Annotated in this window: 23 protein-coding genes; 15 read left to right on the top strand and 8 right to left on the bottom strand. The window is 47.0% G+C overall.

All coding sequences use genetic code 11. From position 1 onward, the window contains the following. Window positions 1-12: 12 nt before the first annotated feature. Complete coding sequence (locus BSI_RS07255; protein ID WP_080030864.1) at window positions 13-4,401, bottom strand: multifunctional 2',3'-cyclic-nucleotide 2'-phosphodiesterase/3'-nucleotidase/5'-nucleotidase; 4,389 nt, start codon at window positions 4,399-4,401, stop codon at window positions 13-15. Window positions 4,402-4,643: 242 nt separating this feature from the next. Between BSI_RS07255 and yfkM the strand changes: the two genes are divergently transcribed. Then, window positions 4,644-5,162 carry a general stress protein 18 gene (gene yfkM, locus BSI_RS07260; protein ID WP_019257782.1) on the top strand — a complete coding sequence of 173 codons (519 nt, stop codon included), beginning with the start codon at window positions 4,644-4,646 and terminating at the stop codon, window positions 5,160-5,162. 33 nt (window positions 5,163-5,195) lie between these two features. Here yfkM and BSI_RS07265 read toward each other — a convergent pair whose 3' ends face one another. Both BSI_RS07265 and BSI_RS07270 read right to left on the bottom strand, forming a co-directional pair. Continuing rightward, window positions 5,196-6,392 (bottom strand): MFS transporter, encoded by a 1,197-nt coding sequence (locus BSI_RS07265; RefSeq protein WP_003239847.1) that lies wholly within the window; start codon window positions 6,390-6,392, stop codon window positions 5,196-5,198. A gap of 204 nt (window positions 6,393-6,596) precedes the next feature. Continuing rightward, window positions 6,597-6,812 (bottom strand): DUF1128 domain-containing protein, encoded by a 216-nt coding sequence (locus BSI_RS07270; protein ID WP_003223104.1) that lies wholly within the window; start codon window positions 6,810-6,812, stop codon window positions 6,597-6,599. 203 nt (window positions 6,813-7,015) lie between these two features. Between BSI_RS07270 and yfkJ the strand changes: the two genes are divergently transcribed. The 3 genes from yfkJ to BSI_RS07285 are packed head-to-tail and all read left to right on the top strand — an operon-like array spanning window position 7,016 to window position 8,675. Further along, the gene (gene yfkJ / locus BSI_RS07275) at window positions 7,016-7,486 is read left to right on the top strand and encodes a protein-tyrosine-phosphatase (RefSeq protein WP_003239845.1); all 471 of its coding nucleotides are present in this window, start codon (window positions 7,016-7,018) and stop codon (window positions 7,484-7,486) included. A gap of 17 nt (window positions 7,487-7,503) precedes the next feature. Further along, window positions 7,504-7,824 (top strand): hypothetical protein, encoded by a 321-nt coding sequence (locus tag BSI_RS07280; protein WP_003239843.1) that lies wholly within the window; start codon window positions 7,504-7,506, stop codon window positions 7,822-7,824. 23 nt (window positions 7,825-7,847) lie between these two features. Beyond that, window positions 7,848-8,675, top strand: a complete 828-nt coding sequence (locus BSI_RS07285; RefSeq protein ID WP_003239841.1) for a YihY family inner membrane protein — start codon at window positions 7,848-7,850, stop codon at window positions 8,673-8,675. 198 nt (window positions 8,676-8,873) lie between these two features. Here the strand turns inward: BSI_RS07285 and BSI_RS07290 are convergent, their stop codons facing one another. Continuing rightward, the gene (locus BSI_RS07290; RefSeq protein WP_003239839.1) at window positions 8,874-10,049 is read right to left on the bottom strand and encodes an MFS transporter; all 1,176 of its coding nucleotides are present in this window, start codon (window positions 10,047-10,049) and stop codon (window positions 8,874-8,876) included. A 168-nt stretch (window positions 10,050-10,217) separates the two neighbouring features. On the opposite strand from BSI_RS07290, the gene cax reads away from it, so the two are divergent. Both cax and BSI_RS07300 read left to right on the top strand, forming a co-directional pair. Then, window positions 10,218-11,273, top strand: coding sequence for a calcium/proton exchanger (cax, locus tag BSI_RS07295; protein ID WP_003239837.1), 1,056 nt, complete (start codon window positions 10,218-10,220; stop codon window positions 11,271-11,273). A 70-nt stretch (window positions 11,274-11,343) separates the two neighbouring features. Then, window positions 11,344-12,138: a YfkD famly protein gene (locus BSI_RS07300; protein ID WP_003239835.1), complete on the top strand. Its 795-nt coding sequence runs from the start codon at window positions 11,344-11,346 to the stop codon at window positions 12,136-12,138. Window positions 12,139-12,176: 38 nt separating this feature from the next. On the opposite strand, the gene mscC is transcribed toward BSI_RS07300, so the two are convergent. After that, window positions 12,177-13,019: a mechanosensitive ion channel protein MscC gene (gene mscC, locus BSI_RS07305; protein ID WP_080010752.1), complete on the bottom strand. Its 843-nt coding sequence runs from the start codon at window positions 13,017-13,019 to the stop codon at window positions 12,177-12,179. Beyond that, the gene (gene yfkAB, locus BSI_RS07310) at window positions 13,020-14,141 is read right to left on the bottom strand and encodes a radical SAM/CxCxxxxC motif protein YfkAB (RefSeq protein WP_003239831.1); all 1,122 of its coding nucleotides are present in this window, start codon (window positions 14,139-14,141) and stop codon (window positions 13,020-13,022) included. Window positions 14,142-14,286: 145 nt separating this feature from the next. Between yfkAB and BSI_RS07315 the strand changes: the two genes are divergently transcribed. Together BSI_RS07315 and pdaA are read left to right on the top strand one after the other, a co-directional pair. Beyond that, window positions 14,287-14,472: an SE1561 family protein gene (locus BSI_RS07315; RefSeq protein WP_003239829.1), complete on the top strand. Its 186-nt coding sequence runs from the start codon at window positions 14,287-14,289 to the stop codon at window positions 14,470-14,472. A 98-nt stretch (window positions 14,473-14,570) separates the two neighbouring features. Then, the gene (pdaA, locus tag BSI_RS07320; protein ID WP_003239827.1) at window positions 14,571-15,362 is read left to right on the top strand and encodes a delta-lactam-biosynthetic de-N-acetylase; all 792 of its coding nucleotides are present in this window, start codon (window positions 14,571-14,573) and stop codon (window positions 15,360-15,362) included. Between the two features lie 37 nt (window positions 15,363-15,399). Here the strand turns inward: pdaA and BSI_RS07325 are convergent, their stop codons facing one another. Both BSI_RS07325 and corA read right to left on the bottom strand, forming a co-directional pair. Next, window positions 15,400-16,260, bottom strand: coding sequence for an NAD(P)-dependent oxidoreductase (locus BSI_RS07325; protein WP_003239824.1), 861 nt, complete (start codon window positions 16,258-16,260; stop codon window positions 15,400-15,402). Between the two features lie 83 nt (window positions 16,261-16,343). Continuing rightward, window positions 16,344-17,303 carry a magnesium/cobalt transporter CorA gene (gene corA / locus BSI_RS07330; protein ID WP_003239822.1) on the bottom strand — a complete coding sequence of 320 codons (960 nt, stop codon included), beginning with the start codon at window positions 17,301-17,303 and terminating at the stop codon, window positions 16,344-16,346. A gap of 118 nt (window positions 17,304-17,421) precedes the next feature. Here corA and BSI_RS07335 point away from each other — a divergent pair, with 118 nt between their 5' ends. From BSI_RS07335 to BSI_RS07365, 7 genes are all read left to right on the top strand, one after another. Next, window positions 17,422-18,285: a DNA-3-methyladenine glycosylase family protein gene (locus BSI_RS07335; RefSeq protein WP_003239820.1), complete on the top strand. Its 864-nt coding sequence runs from the start codon at window positions 17,422-17,424 to the stop codon at window positions 18,283-18,285. A 114-nt stretch (window positions 18,286-18,399) separates the two neighbouring features. After that, complete coding sequence (gene rlmD, locus BSI_RS07340; RefSeq protein WP_003239819.1) at window positions 18,400-19,800, top strand: 23S rRNA (uracil(1939)-C(5))-methyltransferase RlmD; 1,401 nt, start codon at window positions 18,400-18,402, stop codon at window positions 19,798-19,800. 439 nt (window positions 19,801-20,239) lie between these two features. After that, complete coding sequence (locus BSI_RS07345; protein ID WP_032732212.1) at window positions 20,240-21,223, top strand: tRNA dihydrouridine synthase; 984 nt, start codon at window positions 20,240-20,242, stop codon at window positions 21,221-21,223. Between the two features lie 146 nt (window positions 21,224-21,369). Beyond that, window positions 21,370-22,554, top strand: a complete 1,185-nt coding sequence (locus BSI_RS07350) for a M20 metallopeptidase family protein (RefSeq protein ID WP_003239814.1) — start codon at window positions 21,370-21,372, stop codon at window positions 22,552-22,554. Window positions 22,555-22,575: 21 nt separating this feature from the next. Continuing rightward, the gene (locus BSI_RS07355) at window positions 22,576-24,108 is read left to right on the top strand and encodes an AbgT family transporter (protein ID WP_003239811.1); all 1,533 of its coding nucleotides are present in this window, start codon (window positions 22,576-22,578) and stop codon (window positions 24,106-24,108) included. Between the two features lie 21 nt (window positions 24,109-24,129). Beyond that, entirely contained in the window at window positions 24,130-25,386 is a 1,257-nt protein-coding gene (locus BSI_RS07360; protein WP_003239809.1) for an amidohydrolase, read from the top strand. 94 nt (window positions 25,387-25,480) lie between these two features. After that, a complete protein-coding gene (locus tag BSI_RS07365; RefSeq protein ID WP_003239807.1) occupies window positions 25,481-25,933 on the top strand; it encodes a DUF6884 domain-containing protein in 453 nt (150 codons plus the stop codon). Window positions 25,934-25,957 lie beyond the last annotated feature (24 nt).

The following is a 25,957-nucleotide window of genomic DNA, read 5'->3' as shown; positions in this document are numbered from 1 at the left end:
GCAGCTCTTTTTTTATGCTTGATTCGCTCTATTCTGTTTTCTCCTCTGATGCAAGTACATTGCCGTTCCGAGCGCGCTGATCAGAAATCCGGCCAAGAGAATCGAGTACATGGATGTGGCTGTATCCGGAAGCAAGCCGCCAGCCGGGCCGTCCGTACCGGATCCGCCCGATCCGTTTCCTCCAGAGCCGTTTGTCGGGTCTGTGCCAGGAGGTGTATCATTTCCTCCATTCCCGTCAGTCGGCTGTTTTCCGCCTGGTTTATCAGAGCCTCCGCCATTGCTGCCGTCATCACCGCCTGTCGGCTGATCGGACGGAAATTCGGGCGGTTTGTTATTCTCACCGGAATTTAAGATCGTGTATTCACTGAAGTGGTTTGTGTACCCTGTTACAATATCATCGTCGACTGATCCGTTTTCTGTCTTTGTAAAAGTTTTCTTTTTACGATCAACATGGTAAATGGCAGGGTTATGGGCTTCTTCAATATCAAACATGCGAAGTGAAAGCTGAACGGGTTCTTTAAATGATTTCACTTCTTTTCCTTTTTGCTTCACTGTAAAGTCATATACGTCTCCGATGGACACGTCCAATTCACCGGTAGATTTGATTCCAATTGCAGTGTCCGCGGTTTTAAGGTTCGCCATTGGCATCTTCATGCTGTACCAGTAGTTGAACACCGTCAATGAAGGATCTGACTCTCTTTCTTTCAAAAGCTTGACCTGATCTTCTTTTACTTTAAGATTGATAGGCTTCTCTTGAGATCCTTCATGTGTTTCATAATAGACAAACGGCGAGTTGGCATTTTTCGCATAAATCGCAAATTTGTCTTCATCAAGTGTCCAGCTGCCGTCCTTCTGCTTTGTCGGCAGGAATACTTCTTTGATGCGTCCTTCGATTTTAGGAGAGACCTTGTTTCCTAGTTTTTTCAGTTGTTCGGTGAAAATCTCATAATCCACGTAGCCAAGGTCTTCACCATGGGATGCCTCTGTGAAGACAGAGTATCCGTCTCCTCCGGCGCCGACAAAATTATTCGTTACCACGCGGTAGGTATCATCCGTATTCAGATCAACTTTGTCTCCGTTAGGCGATTCGAATTTCACGTCTAAAACACGGTGTCCAGGTTCGTTGTTTAATGTAAAGGTATATTCGATTCCGGCCACCTGAGGGAAGGCGCCGCCTCCGTTTTCCACATTGCTTAAGCCTTGTTCAAGGGCTTCTTTGATTTGTTTTCCGGTCAAATCGGCCACGTAAAGCGTGTTGCCGAACGGCATCACGTTCAGCACCTCGCCGAGTGTGATGTCGCCTTTGTCAATGCCGGCTCTGATGCCGCCGCCATTTGTTATCGCTATTCTGGCGCCGGCTGCTTCTTTCGCTTTTGCCAGCATGCCGTCCGCGATGAAGTTTCCGAGGTTGGTTTCCTTCGTGCGCACATGCTCACGCTGGCCGTCAAGCGCGACATCCGTGTAGCCGACTTTTTCATTTTTCACGTCCTCTAATTCACTTTTGAACTGATCGAGCTCTTTTTTGGCTTCTGCGTTTTCTTCTGTATGTTCATCAATCGGCAGTACGCTCAGATTTGATTTGTCTGTTTGCACCACGCCGTTTTCATCAAACGCAACATCAACACGCCCCAAGTATTGGCCGTATTCTTTTGCCTGTGCCACGATCGTCGGCTCTTCGTTGTTCACGACCTCCATTTTGTCAACCAGAGTGTGAGTGTGTCCGCCGATGATCAAGTCAATGCCTTTTACTTTTTTGGCTAGCTCAAGGTCTCGGTTATGCCCGATATGGGTTAAAGCAATGATTTTGTTTACTTTTTCTTCTTCCTGAATCGTTTTGACAGTGTTTTGCGCTGTTTCAAACGCATCATGAAATACAATGCTTTTGCCCGGGCTTGATGTGGTGGCTGTATCTTCCGTTGTCAGTCCGAATACAGCGACTTTCTCACCATCAACATCTAACAGAATGTAAGGGTGGATGCCAGGCTCTTTCTTTTCACCCGCCGTAAAGGTTTGCGGCTTTTTGACATATGTTGTCAGCTTAGGTTCATTTGATACATCTACGTTTGTGCTGACGACTGGAAATTTAGGTGCTTCAAAGTGATAGCGGTTTGCCGGATCGACGGTTGTGCTGTTTCCGCTTAGAAAATCAGAAAGCACTGTCGGACCTTTATCAAATTCATGGTTTCCGAAGGTCATGGCGTCATAGCCCATCATGTTCATGAATTTCAAATCGGCTAAACCGTTCCATTTTGTGAAATACAGGTCGCCCGAAAACACATCTCCCGCATCAAGGAGAATGTTGTGATCTGTTTCGTTTCGTACTTCGTTGATTTTCGTCATTCGTCTCGCTGCGTCATCGAGGTGGGCGTGCGTATCATTCGTGTGCATCACAGTCAGATCCCACAGTCCGTCTTTAGGAGGCTCAGGATTTGAATCATCATCGAATTGCAGCTTGTACACACCGTAGCCATCATTGGCAGACTCGCCTACATATGCAACATCATCTGCTTTATCGGCAAATGGCTTGGCCAAAAGCGAGGATTCGAGCGTCAAATTCGTTCCGGAAACAGGTGCGATTGACCAGTTGTTGTCCGCTTTTGGATTGACTGTTTTTTGTTCAATAATGTAATCCATCAGTACCTGTCTGTTTTCAACCGCGGAGCCGTGGACAATCTTATCGCTCGTCAGGTGAGGAAAACCGCCGCCTCCGGATGCGCGATAATTATTTGTGACGACGAGAAATTCCTGGCTTGGGCTGATCGGCTTACCTTCATAGGAAAGGTTGATAATCCGTGATGAGTCCGCGTTGATCACTTTTCCGTTCTCATTGTATTTAGCCGGTTTTGTAACATCGACCTGATATGTGACGCCGTCAATCACGTCAAAATTGTAGGAGCGGAAATTCTCATTCAGCAAGGCTTGATCGCCGCCTTTTGACGGATCAATGTGATTGAATTGGCCTGCTGACATCTCCAGCCAGTCCTTGACCTCGCTTCCTGTCAGCTTGACGATCTGAACGGTATTATCGTAAAGATACAAGTCACCGACATTTTTAATGGCAAGATCTCCGGCCGGAATGTTCGTATAGTAATTGGCCCCGTTTCTGCCGCCTGCTTTAAACGGCGCTCCAGCGGATAAAATCGGCAGGTCCTTGTACTCGGTATCCTTCATTTCTTTTTCGGCGTACCATTTTTGCGCATCGGTCACAACCTGAATGGAAGGGTCATCCTTGACCTGTGCAAAGAAGCTGTTAATATCTGCTTCTGTTTTGCCGACTGGTTTTCTGACATATTCCAGTGTGTTTTGGTGTGTTTGCTGAATGGTGTTTGTGACCGTTTCATTTCGGGATGTGACGGTGCCGGCAATTGATTCAATACTGCCTTTGGAATCTGCCACCTTCCATGAGCCGTCCGTTTTTTCGAGTTTGAGGTCAATCACGCCTAAGTATTTGCCCCAGCTGCTTGGCATGACGACAGGAATGCCGTTAATCGTTCCTTTTTCAACATCGAATTGGGCAGCACCCGCATACTCGGCGGAAGGGAAGAGTCCGTGCTGATGGCCCGAGATGATCGCGTCAATGCCTTTCGTTTTGGTGGCAAGATCAAACACGGCGTTTTCCGCGCCAGACGATTGCGCCTGCTTTTCAATGCCGGTGTGGGCGAGGGCAATAATGACATCTGCGCCTTCCGCCTTCATTTTCGGGATCGTTTCATTGGCGGATTCTACGATATCCTGCACCTGCACCTGACCCTCGAGATTCTTTTTGTCCCATGTCATAATTTGCGGCGGGACAAAGCCTATGTAGCCAACCTTCACTTTCTGCTCATTGCCGTTTTCGTCGGTGACGGTTTTTTCTTTAATGACATACGGCGTATAGCGGTTTTCACCGCTTGTTGTTTTGACGTTGGCATTTACAATCGGGAAATCGGCTCCTTTGATCGTGCCGTCCAGAAAGTCGAGCCCGTAGTTGAATTCATGATTGCCCAGTGTGCCGGCGTCGTATTTCAGCGCATTCATGACGCTGATAATCGGGTGGGTTTTCGCACCGGAAATAATGTCGTCTTTTTCATATTTCACCGCGTATTCGCCCAGCGGATTCCCTTGAATCAAGTCGCCGTTATCGACAAGAAGGGTGTTTGGGTTTTGCTGGCGGTGCTTTTGGATCAGCTGTGCCGTTCTTGCCAGGCCAAAATCCGTCGTTTCTTTGTCGCTGTAGTAATCGTAATCCATCATGTTGGCATGAATATCAGTCGTGGCCAAAATACTCAGATGTACCTGAGGGGCCGCGCTTTCTTCTGCATGAATGGGTGGTGTTGGGAGGATTAGGCTAAGTATCATAATTGGGGGCAAAAGAATACGGAGAATGTTACCGACGTGTGTTCGTCTTTTCTGTATTCTCACCAGTTCTCCACCTTTCAACGAAATTTGTGTTACAGCTCCTATTGTAAGAATATTTTGTAACTATTTGTAGGTGTTTCTTTATGATTATTGTAAAAGGGAGAAAAATGAGTATTATGTAACGGCATCAAACGACAGCTGCTGGGTATTTATGCTCAGCGCTTGTCAGATCTGCGGAATGTTTATTTTAGTGTGGCTGGGGTAGAGTGTTTTATGTAGTCATATTAAGCGGGAGGTTATGAATGATGGGGAAAAACATTGCAGTTGTTTTGACAGATTATTTTGAGGACAGCGAGTACACGGAACCTGCGAAAGCCTTTAAAGAAGCGGGACATGAACTGACTGTCATTGAAAATGAAAAAGGAAAAACAGTAAAAGGCAAGCAGGGGAACGCGGAAGTGACGGTTGACGCGTCCATTGATGACGTAAACCCTTCAGACTTTGATGCGCTTTTGATTCCCGGAGGATTTTCACCAGACCAGCTTCGCGCTGATGACCGTTTCGTCCAGTTTACAAAAGCGTTTATGACTGACAAAAAACCGGTATTCGCCATTTGCCACGGCCCGCAGCTCTTAATCAACGCGAAAGCGCTCGATGGCCGAAAAGCAACAGGCTATACGTCCATTCGTGTTGACATGGAAAACGCGGGTGCCGACGTTGTGGACCAGGAAGTGGTCGTTTGCCAACATCAATTGGTTACAAGCCGCACACCGGATGATATTCCGGCATTTAACCGCGAATCTCTCGCATTGCTTGAGAAATAGAAAAACGGACGCCCGGGGCGTCCGTTTTTTTATTTAATTACGGCTTGGAGCAGCCGTCAGTTTTTTGTATCTATAATACAAGAAGGCGGCTGCAGCTGTTCCGATGACTGCTATGCCGAAGTCAAACATAAAGATATGGGCGATGCCTCCCGCTTTTGCGATAAGCCCGGTGGCAATTGGCAACAGAATTGACGCGATGCTTGAAGCGGTCGCTACAATTCCGGTAACGGTTCCTTTTCGCTTCCAGAAAAGCTCTGTCATTAATGTAATGGTAATTTGAAACACACCCGCGGTTGAAAACCCTAAGAAAAAGGCGGTGATGTCCAGCACAACTGGCACATGAACCGTCAGCATGACTGCGAGCGTACATAAAGTAATAACAGGATATAAGAGCGTAATCATGACTGGCTTTACCCATCTGTTCAGCAAAACGGCTAATAATAAAACGGATGTCAGAGATCCTATACTGTAATAGCTCAGCAATTGCACGGATGCTGATTCAGCTAGACCGGCAGCCTTTTGCGCGTAGCTCGGGAGCCAGATTTGAGAAACGGTAAATAAAGCCGTTGATGTAAAACCGATAATGATCAGTGCGGTGCCTTCTTTCTGAAAAACGGGTTCAGACAAGAAAGCGGGAGATTCCTGTTGGCCGCTGCTAGTTGGCATCTTCTGTCTCTTAGGAAACGAAAGCGTTGATAAATAAACGATATTCAGCGCATAGACTGCTGCCGGGAGATAAAAAGCAAATCCGTAAAACAGGCTGTGGTCTGATAAAAATGTGATCAAAAGCGGCAAAAGTGCAGCCCCGACAGACATAAAGGCTTTGACCAAGACATTCGCCGAGCCGGAAGCTGCCGGGAAGAGCTCGGTTAATGCCGGATAGGTTCCGGCGTCCATCGCTGAATTAGCGACTCCGGCTAATAAGGCGAACACAAACGCCAATTCATAGCTCGGTGATAAAGGAATACCGACTAAAAAGACGGCCATAATTCCTGCAGAAGCGACAACAAGCGGCTTTCTTCCGATTTTATCTGATAAAACGCCGGAAATACCGTATGTCAGCAGCTTGCCGAACCCAATAGCGGCAATGACATAACTGATGCCGGTCGGGTCTGTATTCCACTGTTTCGTTAAAGAGGACATATTGGATGCGAGAATGATATTGACCATTCCGAGAAAGAAGTAGTTGATATACATTCCGGATGCTGTTTTGATAGATGTCGTTTTCATGCTTGTACTCCTTCAAATCTTTTTCGAACATTTGCTGTTTGATGTTATAAACAGGCATGTCTTGGCCCGTCCGATATTGGAAAGCGTGGGCGCCCTGCTTCATGTTTGGCAGTCTGTATTTCTTAATTCATGACGCCTGTCTTAAGGAAAATTGGTTTTGGGGCAATGATAAAAAAGACTCGCCGAGTTTTCGGCCAGTCTCCATTATTTACGAAGTGAGGCTAGCTCTTGAGCAATCGCCTGCATTTCACTTGGGCTGAATGATTGTTTTTTCATCACCATGCTGTGAAGGTACGTGAGGTCTTCGATCTTTTCATCACTGAAATCCTCCGCTTTAATCACGCCGACGTTCAGCATGTTCAGTTTTTGGGAAATCTCTTCAATCATTTGAGTTAACGTTTCTGTATTTGGGCTGGACAAATGGTTCCATCCTTTCTTTACGCGATATTGGGTATGTTTTATTCTAACAGAATTCGATCAGAAAAAAACCCTATTCTAAGAGCTGGCTGTTGATTTCAAAAAAGTGGAGACATCAGTTGAAAAGGAAATGAACATCCTACTAAGATATTGATGAAGGTTTCTTTTTAGAGAAATATGGGCAAAGAATAGGGAGGTTGCACAACATGATAAGCGTGTTATTTGTTTGTTTAGGAAACATTTGCCGATCTCCGATGGCGGAAGCGATTTTTCGGGACTTGGCAGCCAAAAAAGGATTAGAGGGGAAAATCAAGACGGATTCAGCCGGTATCGGCGGCTGGCACATCGGCAATCCGCCGCATGAAGGAACGCAGGAGATATTGCAGAGAGAAGGAATCAGCTTTGAGGGCATGCTGGCGCGTCAAGTCAGCGAACAGGATCTGGCCGATTTTGATTACATCATTGCGATGGACGCAGAAAATATCGGGAGCCTCAGAAGCATGGCGGGTTTTAAGAACACCTCGCATATCAAAAGGCTCTTGGACTATGTTGAAGATTCAGACCTTGCCGACGTTCCCGATCCTTACTACACAGGGAACTTTGAAGAGGTCTGCCAACTAATCAAATCGGGCTGTGAGCATCTGCTTGCATCCATTCAAAAAGAAAAACAATTGTGAGTGAAAGGAGAATTTGCATGAACAACGAACGTTTGTTGCTGAAAGGAATATTTCTCGGGGCTGCGGCAGGCGCGGCGTTATCGCTGCTCCATAAGCCGACAAGACAGGCATGCGGCATGAGATGGCTGACATGCAAGCATAAACTTTCACTGTACAAAAGCAATCCGGAACTGTTGAAAAACACCGTCATCACAAAAGTGGATGAGGCTAAGAAGCTGGCCCAAACGCTGTCAAAAGAAGTCGACTTTGTGAATCAGCAGGTGAAAGAACTGAAGAAAACAACGCCGCAAGTGATGGAGCTCGTACAACAAACGAAAGAGCATTTTACAAAAAAATAATCAAACATGCGAGGTGAGGCGACATGAATTTTTTAAAAGAGCTTTTCAGCAGATATACCCTTCATGAAGGGCAAAGCAAATCAGCGGAGCTGGCGTATTTTTTTCTATTGTCGTTGTTCCCGTTTTTGATTTTTATGCTGACGCTCACCGCGTATCTTCCGCTTTCTACCGATGATGTTCTGGGAGTTGTCGAACAATATGCTCCCGCCAGTGCGATGTCCCTCGTTGAATCCATTACCCATCAAACCTTAAATAATCGAAATGGCGGTTTGCTGTCATTCGGGATTATCGCGGCTTTATGGTCTGCGTCTAATGGAATGAACGCCATCGTCCGCTCGTTAAATCATGCGTATGATGTGGAGGAAAACCGCTCTTTTATCATTGTTCGTCTAACCTCAATTTTTCTGACAATCGCCATGGTATTTACCATTTTAGTGGCTTTGCTTCTGCCGGTATTCGGCCGGCAGATCGGGATGCTTGCTTCAGACTTTGTCGGTGCGTCGGATCTGTTTTTATCCGTTTGGGAGGCGGTTCGCTGGGGTGTCAGCCCGCTTGTGCTGCTGATCGTTTTTTCCGCATTGTATGTCATCGCACCGAACAAAAAGCTCTCCCTCCGCTTTGTCATGCCGGGTGCGGTGTTTGCGACCATCGGCTGGATCGTTGTCAGCACCCTGTTTTCATTTTACGTCAGTACGTTTGCAAATTATAGCGCCACATATGGAAGCATCGGGGGGATCATCGTCCTGATGATTTGGTTTTACTTGAGCGGCATATTAATTATCCTGGGGGGAGAAATCAACGCTCTTTTACATAAACGTAAAAAGCTTCCTGATGAAAATCCCTATCATTAGCGCACCCTATAAACGAACTTCGGTTCAAAAAGATGTCGGGGGGCTATCGTGATGACCAAACATACGAAAAAAGGCGGAAGCCACAATAAACAAAATTCGAAAAGCAAATCGAGCAATAAAACAAGCGGAAGCGCCAACGGACAAAACGGCTATCATTAGCATAAAAGCCTCCTGACACTATGTCAGGAGGCTTTTTGATTAGGAAGATGAAGAATAAGTCTCAGCCGGTGACCAGCTTTTGGGTTTGCCCAGAACAAGGGCCAGCCATACAGCGCTAAGCGTAAGGGTAATGAAATAAAACAAGTTTGCGCTTTCAAATGTCTGCATATACCAGCCGCCGGCAATCGGGCCAAGGATGCTGCCGAGACTGAATGTAATGCCGCAAAGCAGGTTCCCCGCCGGCAGCAGGTGGGGCGGAAGAAGATCTGTCATATAACTGATGCCAAGTGTAAAGGTTGATCCGACTGCCATTCCTGCTATAGAAAAGCAGCAGCCGATCACGAAAGGCAAAGGGAATACGCCGGCGATGAAAAAGCAGAGCGCCCCTGTCAGTAAAATGACAAGCAGCACATTCCGCCGCCCGTATTTATCGCTGAGTATGCCGAGCGGAAACTGAAAAATAATGCTTCCAATCGCAAAAGCGGGAAGGATCAGTGCCACTGCATCTACTGATATTCCCAGCCGGAGCGCGTACACAGGAAAGCTTCCGTTTAGGGCCGTCTCCAAAAAGCCGTAGCCGAATGTAGGCATAAAGGCAACCCATCCAAACAGCATGGCTTGATAAAACCGCCTGAAACTATTGTCTGATTTGGTTTCGTAAGAACTGGTTTCCGGGTATGCATTTTGTAGAAAGAAAACAAAAAGCCACGCAAACAGACTGAAGCAGCCGGACACGATAAAAGGCAGCGCCGGGCTCAGCTTGACAAGCGGAACCATGAAAGGGCCCGCGGCAAAGCCAAGACCGAAGGAAAGCCCGTAAATCGACAGGTTTCTTCCGCGATTTTGTTTCGATGACATGGAGGTCACCCATGTTTGCGTAGAAAAGTGAAGCATGTGGTCGCCGATTCCGATAAACAGGCGAAGCAGGAACCAGATCCAAACCGACTGAAGCCAAATAAATCCGAACAAGCTTACAATCACAATGCTTCCGCCAATGACGATCAGCGGCTTGAATCCGAGCTTTCTGAGCGGCGCCTCCATAAACGGCGAAGCCAAAAGCACACCGATGTACAGTCCGGTCGCGTGCAGGCCGTTGATGGCGGCCGATTCCCCATTTGTTTCAAAGATGATCGAGATGACAGGCAGCAGCATGCCTTGTGAAAACCCGGAAATGGAAACGAGCAAAACAAGAATAAAGAAATGAAATCGTGACATCGCGTTTGTTCTCCTTATGTGGAATCTATGTTGATCGTACAATGATTTCCAAAAGCAGGCAACCTGAAAAAAGCCTATATCACAGGTAAACATTTGACCTCGTGTAATCATGATGATTTTTGTGAAGAATAAAAATAAAACAAGTCATATAAAAGGAGCCAACTCACCATGAATCGTATCTTTTTTATTTTAGTAGCTGCGGGGATTCCGCTTTCTGTGATCGGCAGTTTCATGCATTGGCCTTCTGCCATTCTCTTTGCAGTGTATTGCATAACGATTATCGCACTTGCAAGCTATATGGGGAGGGCGACAGAAGCGCTGTCCATCATCGCAGGCCCGCGAATCGGCGGTCTTTTAAACGCCACCTTCGGGAATGCGGTTGAACTGATTATTTCCCTTTTTGCATTAAAGGAAGGCCTGACCGGAATCGTGCTTGCCTCTTTAACCGGTTCAGTGCTGGGGAACCTGCTGCTGGTAGCGGGCCTATCGTTTTTTGTCGGCGGTTTAAAATATAAGCGGCAGGAATTTAATATCCATGATGCGCGCCATAATTCCGGTCTTTTGATTTTTGCCATCATTGTCGCTTTCGTGATTCCGGAGGTATTCTCGGTTGGTATGGGCGACGTGAGCAAGCTTAATTTAAGCATCGGCATCAGCATCATTTTGATTCTGTTGTATGTGGCGGCTCTATACTTTAAGCTCGTCACGCACCGCGGTGTTTATCAGCCGAATCATGCTGCCCAGCATGTGGAAGAGGAGGAGCCGGAATGGTCAGGGAAGGTTGCCACGATTGTTTTGTTTGCCGCAACGATTGCTGTGGCATACATATCCGAAAACCTGGTGCACACATTCCACTCGGTGGCTGAGCAGTTCGGCTGGAGTGAGCTGTTTATCGGGGTCATTATCGTTGCGATTGTCGGTAATGCCGCGGAGCACGCATCAGCCATCATCATGGCCTATAAAAATAAAATGGACATTGCGGTTGAAATCGCAGTCGGTTCTACGCTGCAAATTGCTATGTTTGTCGCACCGGTTCTCGTCATCTGTTCCATCTTTTTCCCGGTAAGCATGCCGCTTGTGTTTACACTGCCGGAGCTCGTGGCGATGGTATCATCGGTTCTCTTGATGATCGCCATTTCGAATGACGGCGATTCCAACTGGTTTGAAGGGGCGACACTGCTTGCCGCATATATCATTATGGCGATCGGCTTTTTCCTTCTTTAACCTAAAAAAATGATGGATAACAATAAAGCGGGATGAAAAGACTAAGGGAAAATGCCATAGAAAGAGTGATATGATGAAAAAGCTATTTCATTCCACACTTATTGTGTTGTTATTCTTTGGTTTTTTCGGCGTTCAGCCCATCCACGCGGAAAAGCAGTTTAAGGTTCCTAATTCTGTCGCAAGCATTTCAAAGGAAAATACGTATCCAAATGCTTCACAGGATCAGCCGATGCTTCAGCCGAGCAAGCTGGCAAAGGAACTGCTCGATCATTCTGAGGTGAAGATTGAAAATCCGCACCTCATCAAAATGCTGAATGAATCCAACATATCCGGCACACCGCTTGCGGTCGGCTACCGGGCAACAATATTTCTCGGGAAATGGGCGCTCGGCTATGAATCAAATGAAACAGTTGCGAACTGGGAATATAAAAAAATCAACACAAACCGTGCAGATAACCGCGGCGGGAAAGAAACGGCTGAAATGCATTATGCCCAGGAACAGCAATACAAAGTAAAGGGCGGCCTCACAGCTAAGGTTCCAAATGCGGAAGATGTCAAAAGCATGATGATGCTGAAAGCGATGAAAAAAACGAACCTTCCGCTTGCATTTGATACAGTCGTCGGAGCGGGTACAAAGCGGGATCAGATTTATAAAGTCGCTCCTAAAAAAATCGGTTATTTAAATGCATATGCACCGGCCGTGAATGAAAAAGGAAAAGTGACTTACGGAGAAGTGTACTTAGTGCTGAAAGGGAATAAACGAAAACTTGTCGTGAAAAATGTCACGTCACAGGGTATCGGCGCCTGGATTCCGGTTCAAGACCACGTCACGTTTGGCTTTCAGCTTTCCTCACAGCCAAGATAAACAAAAAACTGATTCCAACTCGGAATCAGTTTTTTTATTTATTGCGTTCTCTCGATTCTGACCGCTTCCTCAAGCATTTGCACATTGTTTTGGTACAGCTGGCGAACGAGAACCCGTCTTACTGCAAGGCTGGCACTGAAATAATCATCATCTTTTACCATGCCTTTTACCGTAAATTCGACGCCGCGATTGATTTTATTCAATGCGGTGATTCCGTGGATTTGAAACGGTTCTGTCGGATTGCCGAATTCATCCCGCTTCAATGAATCCCGAAGCTCTTCATTCAGCATGTCACATGCCTCTTCCAATACGCTGTACACGCGGTCCGGATCTTCTTTAAAGCTGATGAGAAAGGATTCGGTAATCCGCATAAAATCGATATTATAGTTCTCTATCTGTCTAACCTCACCGTTGCTAATGGTGAGAAGCTTCCCGCTCCACTCCCGGATTTGCAGAGAGCGAAGGCCGATTTCTTCCACTGTCCCGTTAAACAAATTGTTGACGGTGACATAATCGCCTTTGTGCAGCTGGCGTTCATAAATTAAGAACACACCCGCCAGCACATCCTTAATCAGCGATTGGGCGCCAAAACCGATCACGATACCGGCCACGCCTGCCCCGGCTAAAATTTTGCCGAAATCATGCACAAATAAAGAAATAACGTAAAAGATAAAACCAATCGTCGCCGTATACTGGGTGACAGAACGGACAAGGCTTTCAATTGTTTTTTCTTTTCTTTCTTCAATAAAGTCCGTCCGTTTAAAAAATAGCTGCACCAATCGGTTGATGATAAAGACACCGATCCAAAGGATAACGGCAACGAGGAGAATATCGACGATTTTATTCTGAAAAATCTCCGTAAGTGTTTCTTCCATCCGCATCTAACTCCTGGCTTGACGTTTTGTGAAATCTGTATTCTGATAATAACTGTTTTTGACGAGAACATTCGGCCCGAGGCATCGGACATTCGGGCAGTGGCAATTCAGTTCTTTCGCAAGCTTGGTCCCTCTCCATTTTTCATAGGCGGAAGGGAGGCTGTCCGTCTGAATATTGCCAAGCGGCGGTGTATCGCCGAAATCGGTCACGATAATGTTTCCGTCGAAAATGTTCACATTCAGGCGGGAACGGCCGTCAGGGTCATTTCTCACCGTGACGTTTTTCGCCGCGCGAATCCGGCGAAGCAGCTTTTGATCCTCTTCGTCTGAACTGCAGGCATAAAACGGAAGTGTCCCGAACAGCATCCACGTATTTTCATCACGAATATCCAGCAAGCGGTGAATGGCCTGTCTCATCTCTTTCAGGCTGAGAGATTCAAGAGCGCTTGCGAAATCGCTCGGATACATCGGATGGACTTCGTGACGCTGACATTTCATATCTTCTGTGATTTGGCGGTGAATATGCTCAATATGAGGAAGTGTGCGTTTATTAAGCATCGTTTCCGCAGATACCATCACCCCGGCCTCCACAAGCGTGCGGCTGTTTTCGATCATTTTTTCAAAATAACGCGCACGCTGTTCGAAAGTCGGTTTTCTGTCCATCATGGCAAAGCCGATCTCAGCAAAATCCTCAACTGTACCCCAGTTATGAGAAATATGAAGCACATCAAGATACGGAATAATCCATTCGTATCGTTCAATATCAAGGGTCAGGTTGGAATTGATCTGCGTCCGCACACCCCGTTCATGGGCGTATTTCAATAATGGAACGACATATTCCTTTACTGATTTTAACGAAAGCATCGGCTCTCCGCCTGTAATACTGATGGATCGCAGGCGCGGGATTTCCTCCAGCCGTTTTAACAGAAGATCTATTGGCAGAGCATTCGGGTCTTTAGGCTGCAAGGTATAGCCTACAGCGCAATGCTCGCATCTCATATTGCACAGTGTCGTCGTTGTGAATTCAACGTTTGTCAGCTGCATTTCGCCATACTGCTCAACATCCATATAGGCTTCCCAAGGGTCAAACTCGGGTGTAATCGGACGCAGCTTCGTGTTTTGTGTCATGACTATCTAACTCCTTTATAAATGGGGCATACTAACGCTGCCAACAGTTAATTTTAGACCTGAATTGACAAGTTCGCAAGTAGCGGAGCGATTGAAAAACGGCAAAAAATGAGCTACCATAATAAAAAATGAATGGAGGAACAGAATGGGGAACGCAGTAAACAATAAGGACCAGCAGCTAGATTATTTAAAGAACAGACTTGATATGTTTATGAACGTCATCGATTCATTAGACCCTGAAGCAACCGACGTTGAAGATATAGATAGGCTTATCAGCATGCTTGATGACTTGGAAGCCAAATACGAACGCTTTAAAAAAGATTGGGAATAAAACCGCGCATGCCGCGGTTTTTATATTGGCATAAAGCGTCAGTATAAAACAAAGCGCCTTTCTGTAAAATAAGAAAAAATGCAGAAGGAGCGCTGGCCATGAAGTGGATGTGTTCAATATGCTGCGCCGCCGTCTTGCTTGCCGGCAGCGCAGCACAGGCGGAAGCGGTGCCGAATGAGCCGATTAACTGGGGCTTTAAACGAAGTGTCAATCATCAGCCGCCTGATGCCGGGAAGCAGCTGAACAGTTTAATTGAAAAATATGACGCGTTTTATTTAGGCAATACAAAGGAAAAAACGATTTACTTAACGTTTGATAACGGCTATGAAAATGGCTATACGCCAAAAGTGCTTGATGTCTTAAAAAAACATCGCGTAACAGGAACATTTTTTGTCACAGGGCATTTCGTAAAGGATCAGCCTGAGCTGATCAAACGAATGTCAGATGAAGGCCATATTATCGGCAACCATTCCTTTCACCATCCGGATTTGACGAAAAAAACAGCTGACCAGATTCAAGACGAACTTGATTCCGTCAACGAAGAGGTCTATAAAATTACGGGAAAGCAGGACAACCTGTATCTGCGCCCGCCCCGCGGCGTGTTCAGTGAGTATGTACTGAAAGAAACGAAACGCTTAGGCTATCAAACCGTTTTCTGGTCGGTCGCTTTTGTTGATTGGAAAATCAACAACCAAAAAGGGAAGAAATATGCCTACGATCATATGATCAAGCAGGCGCACCCAGGAGCCATTTACCTGCTTCACACCGTATCGAGGGACAATGCCGAAGCTCTGGATGATGCGATCACAGATCTGAAAAAACAAGGCTATACATTTAAAAGCCTTGATGATTTGATGTTTGAGAAAGAGATGAAGCTGCCGTCTTTGTAACAAGAAAGCCCCTCCTTAAACGGAGAGGCTTTTCTCATTACTTTATACATTTAATCAGTGCAGCCCAATCCAGATCTCCGAAGCCTTTTTCAATCCCGCTTTCAAAATGGCTCTTGGCAAGCTCGGCAAGAGGGAGGTTTGCAGAGACTCGTTCTGCGGCGGCGAGTGCCAGATTGGTATCCTTGAGACCTAAGGTCATTTTGAAACCGGCCGGCTCAAATTTCTGCTCGGCCATGATGGTTCCGTAATTTTGATAGACAGGAGAGCCAAAGAGAGCGCTGGCGATTTCTAAAAATTGTTTTTGTTCTAAGCCGTACTTTTCCATCAGTAAGAATGATTCAGATAATGCCTCAAGCATAGACACGAGCAAGAAATTGATGCTGATTTTGGCTGCATTTGCAGTCTTGCTTTCATCGCCGACGTCAAATACCTGCTGACTCAGGCTGTCAAGCAGAGGCTTGGCGGTTTGCTTCGCTTCCTCCGGTCCAGCTGTTATGATGCGAAGCGCGGCTTTGGCGGCGGCATCCGGCCTGCCGAGCACAGGAGCGGCGAGGAAGGATTGTCCTTTCTCCGCATGAGCTGCTGCGAGCTTTTCTGAGAACTCAACACTGATCGTGCTCATCGAGATGTGAATGCCGTTCTCTGCTAATCCTTCAATCAATCCGTCTTCTCCAAATGTCACAGCGCTGACAGAATCGTCATCTGAAAGCATCGTTATGACAATATCAGCTGACTCTGCCGCCTTTCGCGGCGTGTCAGCTGCCTGTGCGCCTTCTGATGCAAGTTCTTCCGTCTTTTGTTTCGTTCGGTTATAAACAGTCAATTTGTAGCCTGCTTGAAGCACATTTCTGGCAATGGGCTGTCCCATATTGCCGAGTCCGATGACAGCGATTTTCAATCTGATCACTCCCTGAATATTTTTTCCATTATAAACAAAAGAACATGATCTGCCAACATAAAAAGAACAGCTTCACGCTGTCCTCATTTAAATATATTGAACCATCCTTTATGTACAAACCATATCAGCATCCCGATCACAAGCGCGGCCATAAGGCCGAGCACGGCAAAATATCCGTATTTCCAATGCAGCTCCGGCATGTTGTCGAAGTTCATGCCGTATACCCCGGCGATAAAGGTGAGCGGAATAAAAATGGTTGACACGATCGTCAGTGTCATCATAATCGCGTTCATCCGGTTTGAATTCAGTGTCACGTAGCTGTCGCGCAAGTCGGACGTCATGTCACGGTTGGATTCCACAATCTCAGACAATTTTAACAAATGATCGTATATGTCACTGAAGTAGGCTTTCGTTTCCCGCTGCTCTTTCACATGGTCTAGGCTTAAAATCCGATAGAGCAAATCACGCATTGGAATAATTGTCCGTCTCAAGTGCAAAAGGTCTGTCCTGAGATCAAACACCTCATTCATCAGTGTTCCGTACGTTTTGTGGGGCCGGCTTTCTTCAATTTCGTTTAGCCGGTCTTCAATTTTGTACACGAGAGGAAAATACTCATCAACAAGCTGATCCATGATCATATAAGAAATGTGCCCAGGCCCTTTTTTAAATATGTCGGGTGAAGCATACAATCGCTCCCGGACTTTGGCGATACCGGGTGTTTCGTGTAAATGAAAGGTGACGACAAATTTGTCGCCTTGAAAGATATCGACTTCCTCCGTCTCCAGCGTTTCCTTATTCAACGCATGAATCACGTAAAAGCGATAGCCGTCATAATGGTCAAGCTTCGGTCGCTGCATATGCTGGAAGCAATCCTCAATGGCGAGCGGGTGAAAATGAAAAAAATCTCTCAATAACGCCGTTTCCGTATCCTCCGGGCCGTAAAAATCAACCCAGTACCATGCAATATCAGGCTGTTCCACACGTTCGATTGGTATATTTTTCAGCAGCTGATGCTCTGTTGTAATTGCGGTAATGTTGATCATAAACAACCCTCCACCTGCCATTATATCATGCGGCCTTTATGAGAAAAGTATACGGTGTTCTCTGCCTATTTCCAGCGGCGTGTTATACTGAACAAAAAACGGAAAAAGGGTGGATTGCATGTGGAAGGAAAACGTATCTGTCACGCCTCCGTACCATTTTGACCGGGTGTTGGACAGACTGTCTTTAGATCCCCTCAATGCGGTAGATAAAGAAGCGCGGGAAATCCGTGTGCCGATCAGAAACCAGGCGGGGGATGTGTGTATTGTGAAGGTACAGGCGTTAGGCCATGCGGCCGAGCCTGATTTTCTCGTCAGCGGGGAAACGGATCAGGATGAGATGATGAAGGAAATCAAGCGGATTTTTCAATGGGAACATGATTTGCAGCACGTTCTCGATCATTTTTCGAAAACGAGTCTGTCCGCCATTTTTGAAGAGCATGCAGGCACGCCGCTTGTACTGGACTACAGCGTGTACAACTGCATCATGAAATGCATCATCCACCAGCAGCTCAATCTTTCCTTCGCTTACACGCTAACAGAACGGTTTGTCCATGCGTTTGGCGAGCAGAAGGACGGCGTGTGGTGCTATCCAAAGCCGGAAACGATTGCGGAACTCGATTATCAGGATCTTCGCGATCTGCAATTCAGCATGAGAAAAGCGGAATACGCCATTGATACATCAAGGATGATCGCAGAAGGCACACTCGACTTGTCAGAGCTTCCGAATATGACGGATGAAGACATTATGAAGAAACTGATCAAAATCAGAGGCATCGGCCCGTGGACCGTGCAAAACGTTCTCATGTTCGGCCTTGGACGCCCTAATTTATTCCCGCTTGCCGATATCGGTCTCCAGAATGCGATCAAACGCCATTTTCAGCTGGACGATAAGCCGGCAAAGGATGTCATGCTGGCGATGAGCAAGGAGTGGGAGCCTTACTTAAGCTATGCGTCTCTGTATTTGTGGAGGAGTATCGAATAATTCGTCTGACAATGAAGGAAATCATGCAAACGTGTTATACTAGAAAGATGTGAAAAAAACATTTCACTTTCTGCCATCTGCAGAAAGCTTCATTATAGAAACGGAGAGAACAACGTGAACCAACAAAAGAAACAGGCGCCCGTCGAACTGAAAGTCGGACAAACCTTTCCGCTGACGATTAAGCGTCTCGGCATTAACGGTGAAGGTGTCGGCTACTTTAAGAAAAAAGTCGTCTTTGTGCCCGGTGCGCTTCCTGGTGAAGAGGTTGTCGTGCAGGCCACAAAGGTTCAGCCGAAGTTTTCGGAGGGGCGCATTAAGAAGATCCGCAAATCGTCGGAGCACCGCGTGGCACCGCCTTGTCCTGTATATGAACAGTGCGGTGGCTGCCAGCTTCAGCACCTTGCATACAGCCAGCAGCTTCGGGAAAAACGAGACATCGTCATTCAGTCGCTTGAGCGCCATACGAAGTTAAAAATAGAGAACATGGAAATCAAAGAAACGATCGGCATGGACAACCCGTGGAATTATCGCAACAAAAGCCAATTCCAAATCGGGCGCTCGCAAAGCGGCAGCATCATCGCCGGCTTATACGGCCTTGATTCTCATGATATTGTGCCGATTAAAGACTGCGTCGTCCAGCATCCGGCAACAAATAAAACAACAGGAATCGTCCGCCGCATTTTAGAGGATTTCAATGTGTCTGTTTATAATGAACGGAAGCGAAAAGGCGACGTTCGCACCATTGTGACGCGAGTCGGTTTTGAAACAGGCGAAGTGCAGGTCGTGCTTGTGACAGCAAAAGAAACGCTTCCGCACAAGGAAGAAATCGTCAAAGCGATCCAAAAGCGCCTGCCAGAGGTCAAATCCATTATCCAAAATGTAAACGGAGCGAAAACCTCTGTGATTTTCGGTGAGAAAACAAAACCGCTCGCCGGAAAAACAGTGATTCAAGAGGTGCTTGGCGACGTATCATTTGAACTGAGCGCCCGCGCTTTCTTCCAGCTCAACCCGGAGCAAACCGTCAAGCTGTATGACGAAGTGAAAAAAGCGGCGCAGCTGACCGGAAAAGAAAAAGTCGTTGACGCGTATTGCGGCGTCGGCACCATCGGAATGTGGGTGGCGGACGGAGCGAAGGAAGTCCGCGGCATGGACGTCATCAAGGAATCAATTGATGATGCCAAGAAAAACGCCAAAAAACACGGCATGACAAATGCCACATACGTAACAGGAACAGCTGAGCATTGGCTCCCGAAATGGACGAAAGAAGGCTTCCGTCCGGACGTCGTCATCGTCGACCCGCCAAGAACCGGCTGTGACAGCACGTTCCTGGACACGATCAAAAAAGTCAAACCGAAATGCTTTGTCTATGTATCCTGCAATCCATCCACGCTTGCAAAGGACTTGCAGGCGCTGTCAAAGGATTATCGCGTGGAATATATTCAGCCTGTGGATATGTTTCCGCAGACGGCTCATGTGGAAGCTGTGGCGAAGCTTGTATTGAAATCGTCTAACTAAAATAAACAATTCCTAATCAGACTTGGATTCCGGTAAAATACAATTCCGGTTTCCGGGTCTTTTTCATGCGCCGCCCTTGTCCAGTCTGAATTTCTCGGTTTTTTTCAATAAGAATCCCGGGATTTTTAAGAGCCAAACCAATTCAATATCTTAGTTTCACAAATTTGGGTAGGGGCGGAGAAACAAGTATGTGATACTCGTCCATCTAAAAAATACTCAGGAGTATACTGTATAAATCTCGATAATATACCTAGCCTATGATCTAAACTGCCTTTTCTCACCGGTTTCTTTACACTTGGTAAAGATTTAAATGTTCAAAATTTACTATAGTTTGATAAGAAGTGCTGAAGCATGCTATAAGTGTAAAAGAAGCATGATCAGCTTTTTAATTTGGGATAAAGATTTGGCCGTCTCCATAATGAAAGGATTTGAATTTGTTATGATAGATAATTTCTGGCGTGAACTACCACGACCATTTTTTGTACTGGCACCAATGGAAGATGTGACGGATGTTGTTTTCCGCCATGTAGTGAGTGAAGCTGGCAGACCGGATGTGTTTTTTACAGAGTTTACAAACTCGGAGAGCTATTGTCACCCGGATGGGAAGGATAGTGTGCGTGGCCGTTTGACTTTCACAGAGGATGAACAGCCAATGGTTGCCCACATATGGGGGGATAAGCCTGAAAACTTTCGCCAAATGAGTATTGGGATGGCGGAATTAGGGTTTAAGGGTCTGGATATCAATATGGGCTGCCCTGTGCCTAATGTGGCAGGGAATGGAAAGGGAAGCGGCCTTATTTGTCGTCCAGAGGTTGCAGCAGAATTAATACAAGCAGCAAAAGCAGGGGGATTGCCAGTAAGCGTGAAAACAAGGCTTGGTTACACGGATATAGATGAATGGCGTGATTGGCTGACACATGTATTGAAGCAGGATATTGCTAATCTTTCCATTCATCTGCGTACAAGAGCTGAAATGAGTAAAGTGGATGCGCATTGGGAACTCATCCCGGAGATTAAGAAACTTCGTGACGAGGTGGCGCCAGATACACTTTTAACGATCAATGGTGATATTCCTGACCGCCAAACTGGTTTGAAGCTCGCTGAACAATATGGTGTTGATGGGATTATGATCGGGCGCGGTATTTTTACAAATCCGTTTGCCTTTGAAAAGGAGCCGAAAGAACATAGCAGTAAGGAATTGCTTGATCTCTTAAGGCTGCATCTGGATCTCCATGATGAATATTCTAAAACAGAAGCCCGCGCGTACAAGCCTCTTCCTCGCTTTTTTAAGATATATCTCCGTGGATTCCGCGGGGCAAGTGAATTAAGAAATCAATGCATGAACACAAAGTCAACAGATGAAGTGCGTGCATTGCTCGATGACTTTGAGAGAAAGTATCTTGATGGGATGGAAGAGCAGTAGAAGAGGAAATCTGTCAGATTTCCTCTTCTTTTTTTGATCTATGTCACCTTTAATAAGTCAGATTGTCTGACATTCCGATTGAACCAGCGCCATATAATCAATAAAGTAAATGCAAGAGTTTCTAAAAACGATTGGGGGCTGGAAGCATGATGGATGAATATGCCGCTACGTACAAGAATGTGATTGAATGGAGGAGACATCTCCATCAATACCCAGAGCTGTCCTTTCAAGAAGAAAAAACAGCTCAATTTGTATATGATACGCTTTCTACTTTTGGCAACCTTGACATCAGACGTCCGACAAGGACAAGCGTGGTCGCCCGGCTGATCGGTTCCCGGACCGGTAAACGCATTGGGCTGCGCGCTGATATGGACGCCCTGCCGATTCAGGAGGAGCATGAGAGCGATTTTTCTTCCCGGCATTCGGGTGTGATGCATGCCTGCGGCCATGATGGGCATACCGCTATGCTGCTTGGGGCGGCTGAGGTATTATCTCAGAGAAAGGACGAAATCAGGGGCGAAGTCTATTTCATTTTTCAGCATGCCGAGGAGGTTCATCCCGGCGGAGCGCAGGAAATGGTGCAGGCCGGTGTTACCGATCATCTTGATATGTGCTTAGCCATCCATCTGTTTTCTGCCATGCCATTAGGAAAAATCGGTCTGGCATCAGGTGCTGTCACTGCGAATTCTGACCGCTTTGATATCACGATTCAAGGAAAAGGCGGACACGCCTCCCAGCCCGAACAGTGCGTCGATCCGCTCGTGATCGCCTCTCAGCTGATTTCTCATTTGCAAACCATATCCTCGAGACATACAGATCCAGCTGAAAGGCTGGTGCTCTCCGTCACGATGTGCAGCGCAGGCTCAGCCTACAATGTCATCCCAGATACCGTAACGCTGGGCGGGACATTGCGAACGTTTAAGGAAGAAATCCGGGAACAGGCGAAACTGCGGATGGAGCAGATCATAAAAGGTGTAACCGAAGCCCACGGCGCCTCATATGAATTTGATTTTCGCCATGGATACAAATCTGTTGTAAACGATCGGGATATCACCGAGCTTGTGAAACAAGCAGCAGTAAGTCTTTGGGGAGAGGAACAGGTATTTCCGTTAGAACCGATGATGGGCGGTGAGGATTTCTCCGCATTTTCTGAACGAGTGCCGAGCTGTTACATCGCTTTGGGAGCGGGAGGCGAGGAGATGATCTATCCTCATCACCATCCTAAATTCACATTTGACGAAAACGCATTACCAGCAGGTGTTAAAATATTTGTAAATTCAGTCTTTTTTATTCTCAATTCCCATCATACGTTTTCTGTGAAGGCATACTAAAACCGATTATAGGAGGGCGCTATGGCTAAACATCTGCCGGAAATGACTGCTGATTCTTTACAAAAGATCGAGCATAAAGGAATATTAAAGTGGATCGAAAAGGCTGGAAACAAGCTGCCTGATCCTTTTATGCTGTTTATCTACTTATCTATGATCGTCATCGCCATGTCTGTTTTGCTGGCTGGAAACGCAGTAACACATCCGGCGGACGGCAAAGCAATAGCAGTCAAAAGTTTGCTTAGCACCGAGGGCATTCACTGGATGCTGACGGAAGCGGTAAACAACTTTGTTCAATTTCCGCCGCTCGGCCTTGTGCTTACGATGGTGCTCGGCATCGGGCTGGCGGAACGGGTCGGTTTAATTGAAGCTGTGTTGCAGAAGATGATGGCCCACATTCCGAAAGCGATCATCAGCTACTCCGTTGTATTTGTCGGGATTTTAGGGAATCTGGCTTCCGATGCGGCATGGGTGATTATACCGCCGGTAGGCGCGCTGATTTTCATGGCAGCCGGCCGTCATCCGCTCGCCGGATTTGCGGCCGCTTCAGCAGGGGTAGGATCAGGTTTTACGGCCAACCTGATGATTGCCGGGACAGATGCGCTGCTTTCCGGTATCACCACAAAGGTCGCCCAAACGATCGACAAAAATGCTCACGTGTCCGCTGTTGATAACTGGTTTTTCATGGCCGCTTCCGTATTTGTTTTAGCCTTTATCGGAGCATGGGTGACAGACAAAATCGTTGAACCCCGGCTTGGCAGTTACCGCGGTGAATATCAGCCGGAAATGGCGGCTTTAACGAAAAAAGAGATCAAAGCGCTGAAGGGGGCAGGGGCTGCGGCTCTCTTATACGCGGGCATCATTGCGATATTAGTCGTACCGGAGGGAGCGCTCCTGCGAGATCCTGAAAACGGCTCAATTCTTTCCTCACCTTTTCTGAAAGGCATTATCCCAATCATTTTACTGTTTTTTGTTACTGTATCGGTTGTCTACGGCATCATGGCCGGACGCATTAAGGATCAGACAGATGTTCCGAAGCTGATGGGTGATTCCGTTAAAGGTATGTCAGGTTTTATTGTGCTCGTATTTGTCATTTCTCAGTTTATCGCTTTTTTCACATGGAGCAATATGGGGATTTTTATGGCGGTAAAAGGCGCTGACTTTCTGCAATCTATTCATCTAACGGGATTCCCTGTATTAATCGGATTTTCGTTGCTGACGTGTATCGTCAGTCTGTTTATTACGAGCGGTTCCGCGTTATGGGCGCTGCTGGCACCCGTGTTTATTCCGATGCTGATGCTGCTGGATTTCCATCCCGCTTTTATTCAAATCGCCTATCGGATAGCGGACTCCGCCACCAACACCATCACGCCGATGAATCCTTATTTGCCGATGCTGCTGGCGTACTATAAGCGCTACAAAACAGATGCGGGGTTTGGAACCGTGATTTCAACAATGATTCCGTATACGGTTCTGTTCTTCTTGGCGTGGCTGCTCATGATGTTTATTTGGTACGTATTCGGCTGGCCAATCGGGCCGGGCGTCTATGCAAAGTAAAAACAACAAAGGGTGGGAGATATGGATATTATTCAAGTGAGACGAGATTTTCACCGGCATCCAGAAGTGGGCTTCACGGAATTTCGTACAGCCGGAAAGGTTGTGGAAACCCTGCTGGCCCTTGGATACCACGTGACATATGGAAAGGATGCAATTGATGGCAGTGCCCGCAGAGGCGTCCCTTCTGAAAAAGACCTGCAGCGGGCTTTTGAACGTGCAATAGAAAATGGAGCGGATCCCGATATCATTGCGCCAATGGAAGGCGGATACACCGCAGTCATCGGCACGCTGGAGGGAAATGCACCGGGACCGGTCGTCGCGCTTCGCTTTGATATGGATGCACTGCCGATTACAGAAAGCGCAGAGGCGGACCATGTCCCGTTCGCCAAGGGCTTCCGGTCTGAATTTGAAGGAAATATGCACGCCTGTGCCCATGATGGCCACACCGCCATTGGGTTAGGTGTGGCAAAAGTTATGGCACACGGAAACTTTGCGGGCACCTTAAAGCTGATCTTCCAGCCCGCCGAAGAGGGCGTCCGCGGAGCGTACGCCGTCACCGAGAAAGGCATGCTGGATGATGTCGACTATCTTCTCTGCCACCATCTTGGCACCAATGTGCCGCTGGGAGAAATATACGGAGGAGCGCAAGGATTTCTGGCCACGACAAAAATGGCCGTCCATTTCCGCGGCGTCTCCTCTCATGCCGGCGCGGCGCCTGAGCTTGGCAAGAATGCATTGCTAGGTGCGGCAACAGCGCTTTTAAATATTCACGCCATTCCGCGTTTCAGCTCAGGAGATACCCGCATTAATGTCGGTGTGCTTGAAGGCGGAACAGCGGCAAATATCATCCCGCAGCACGCCAAAATGATCATTGAAACGCGGTCTGATTCAGAAGAGGTCAATTGTGATCTGGAGGAACGCGTACGAAAGATCATTGCCCACAGTGCAGCCATGCATGAGCTTGAATATGACATCGACATCATCGGCGGAGCCATTCCGATCAAATGTGACGAGGAAATGGTCAAAACTGTGCTTGAAGCGGCTGCAGAGGTTGACGGTTTTTCTTCTCTCAAAGGCATTCAAACAGGATCAAGAGGGAGCGAAGACGCAAGCTACATGATCAAAAGGGTTCAAGAGCGGGGAGGAAAAGGAACGTATATGATCATCGGCACCGACATCGCCGCCCCGCATCATCATGAAAAGTTCGATATCCAGGAAGACATTCTGCCGCGAGGTGTCCAGCTGCTGGAGCGGGCTGCAATGAAGCTGTTGAAGTAGAGGGGGAACCCCCCTCTATTTTTATTGTATGACATGCAGGAATAAGAAAATAATGGTACATTGATATGAAATACATGATAAAGGGGAGAGAAAAATGAAACGACTATGCATCATCCCCTGCGGCAAGAAAAAAATATGGGACATCCATCCAGATACAGGGCCGGTAAGGGCGGAAGACGCTTATCTCAGCCCGTTTCATCAGGCGTGCGAGCGATATGCGAAAACATTTATCGATGAATGGGTGATTTTGTCTGCGAAGCACGGATTCCTTCGCCCAGATGATATCGTTCCCGAAAATTACGATGTGGCTTTTGGAACCGGTCACCCGGAGATCATGACAGCAGAGGAGCTCCGCCGCCAATTTTGCGAAAAAGGCTTTTCCGACATCGAAGAGCTTGTCATGCTTGGCGGCAAAAAATATCGAAGCGTCCTAAACGCCGTCATCGGCGGGCATCAGCACATCAGCTGGCCTCTGTCATCATACAAAGGCATTGGCTACATGCTTCAAGCGCTGAACCGGGCGGTTGAAGACAAGCAAGAACTGTAGCACGTACATATCAAGAAAAGAATG

The organism is Bacillus inaquosorum KCTC 13429 (genome assembly GCF_000332645.1).
In the GTDB taxonomy this organism is placed as follows: domain Bacteria; phylum Bacillota; class Bacilli; order Bacillales; family Bacillaceae; genus Bacillus; species Bacillus inaquosorum.
The sequence above is the reverse complement of the archived record's forward strand: the minus strand, read 5'-3'. Positions and strand labels throughout refer to the sequence as shown.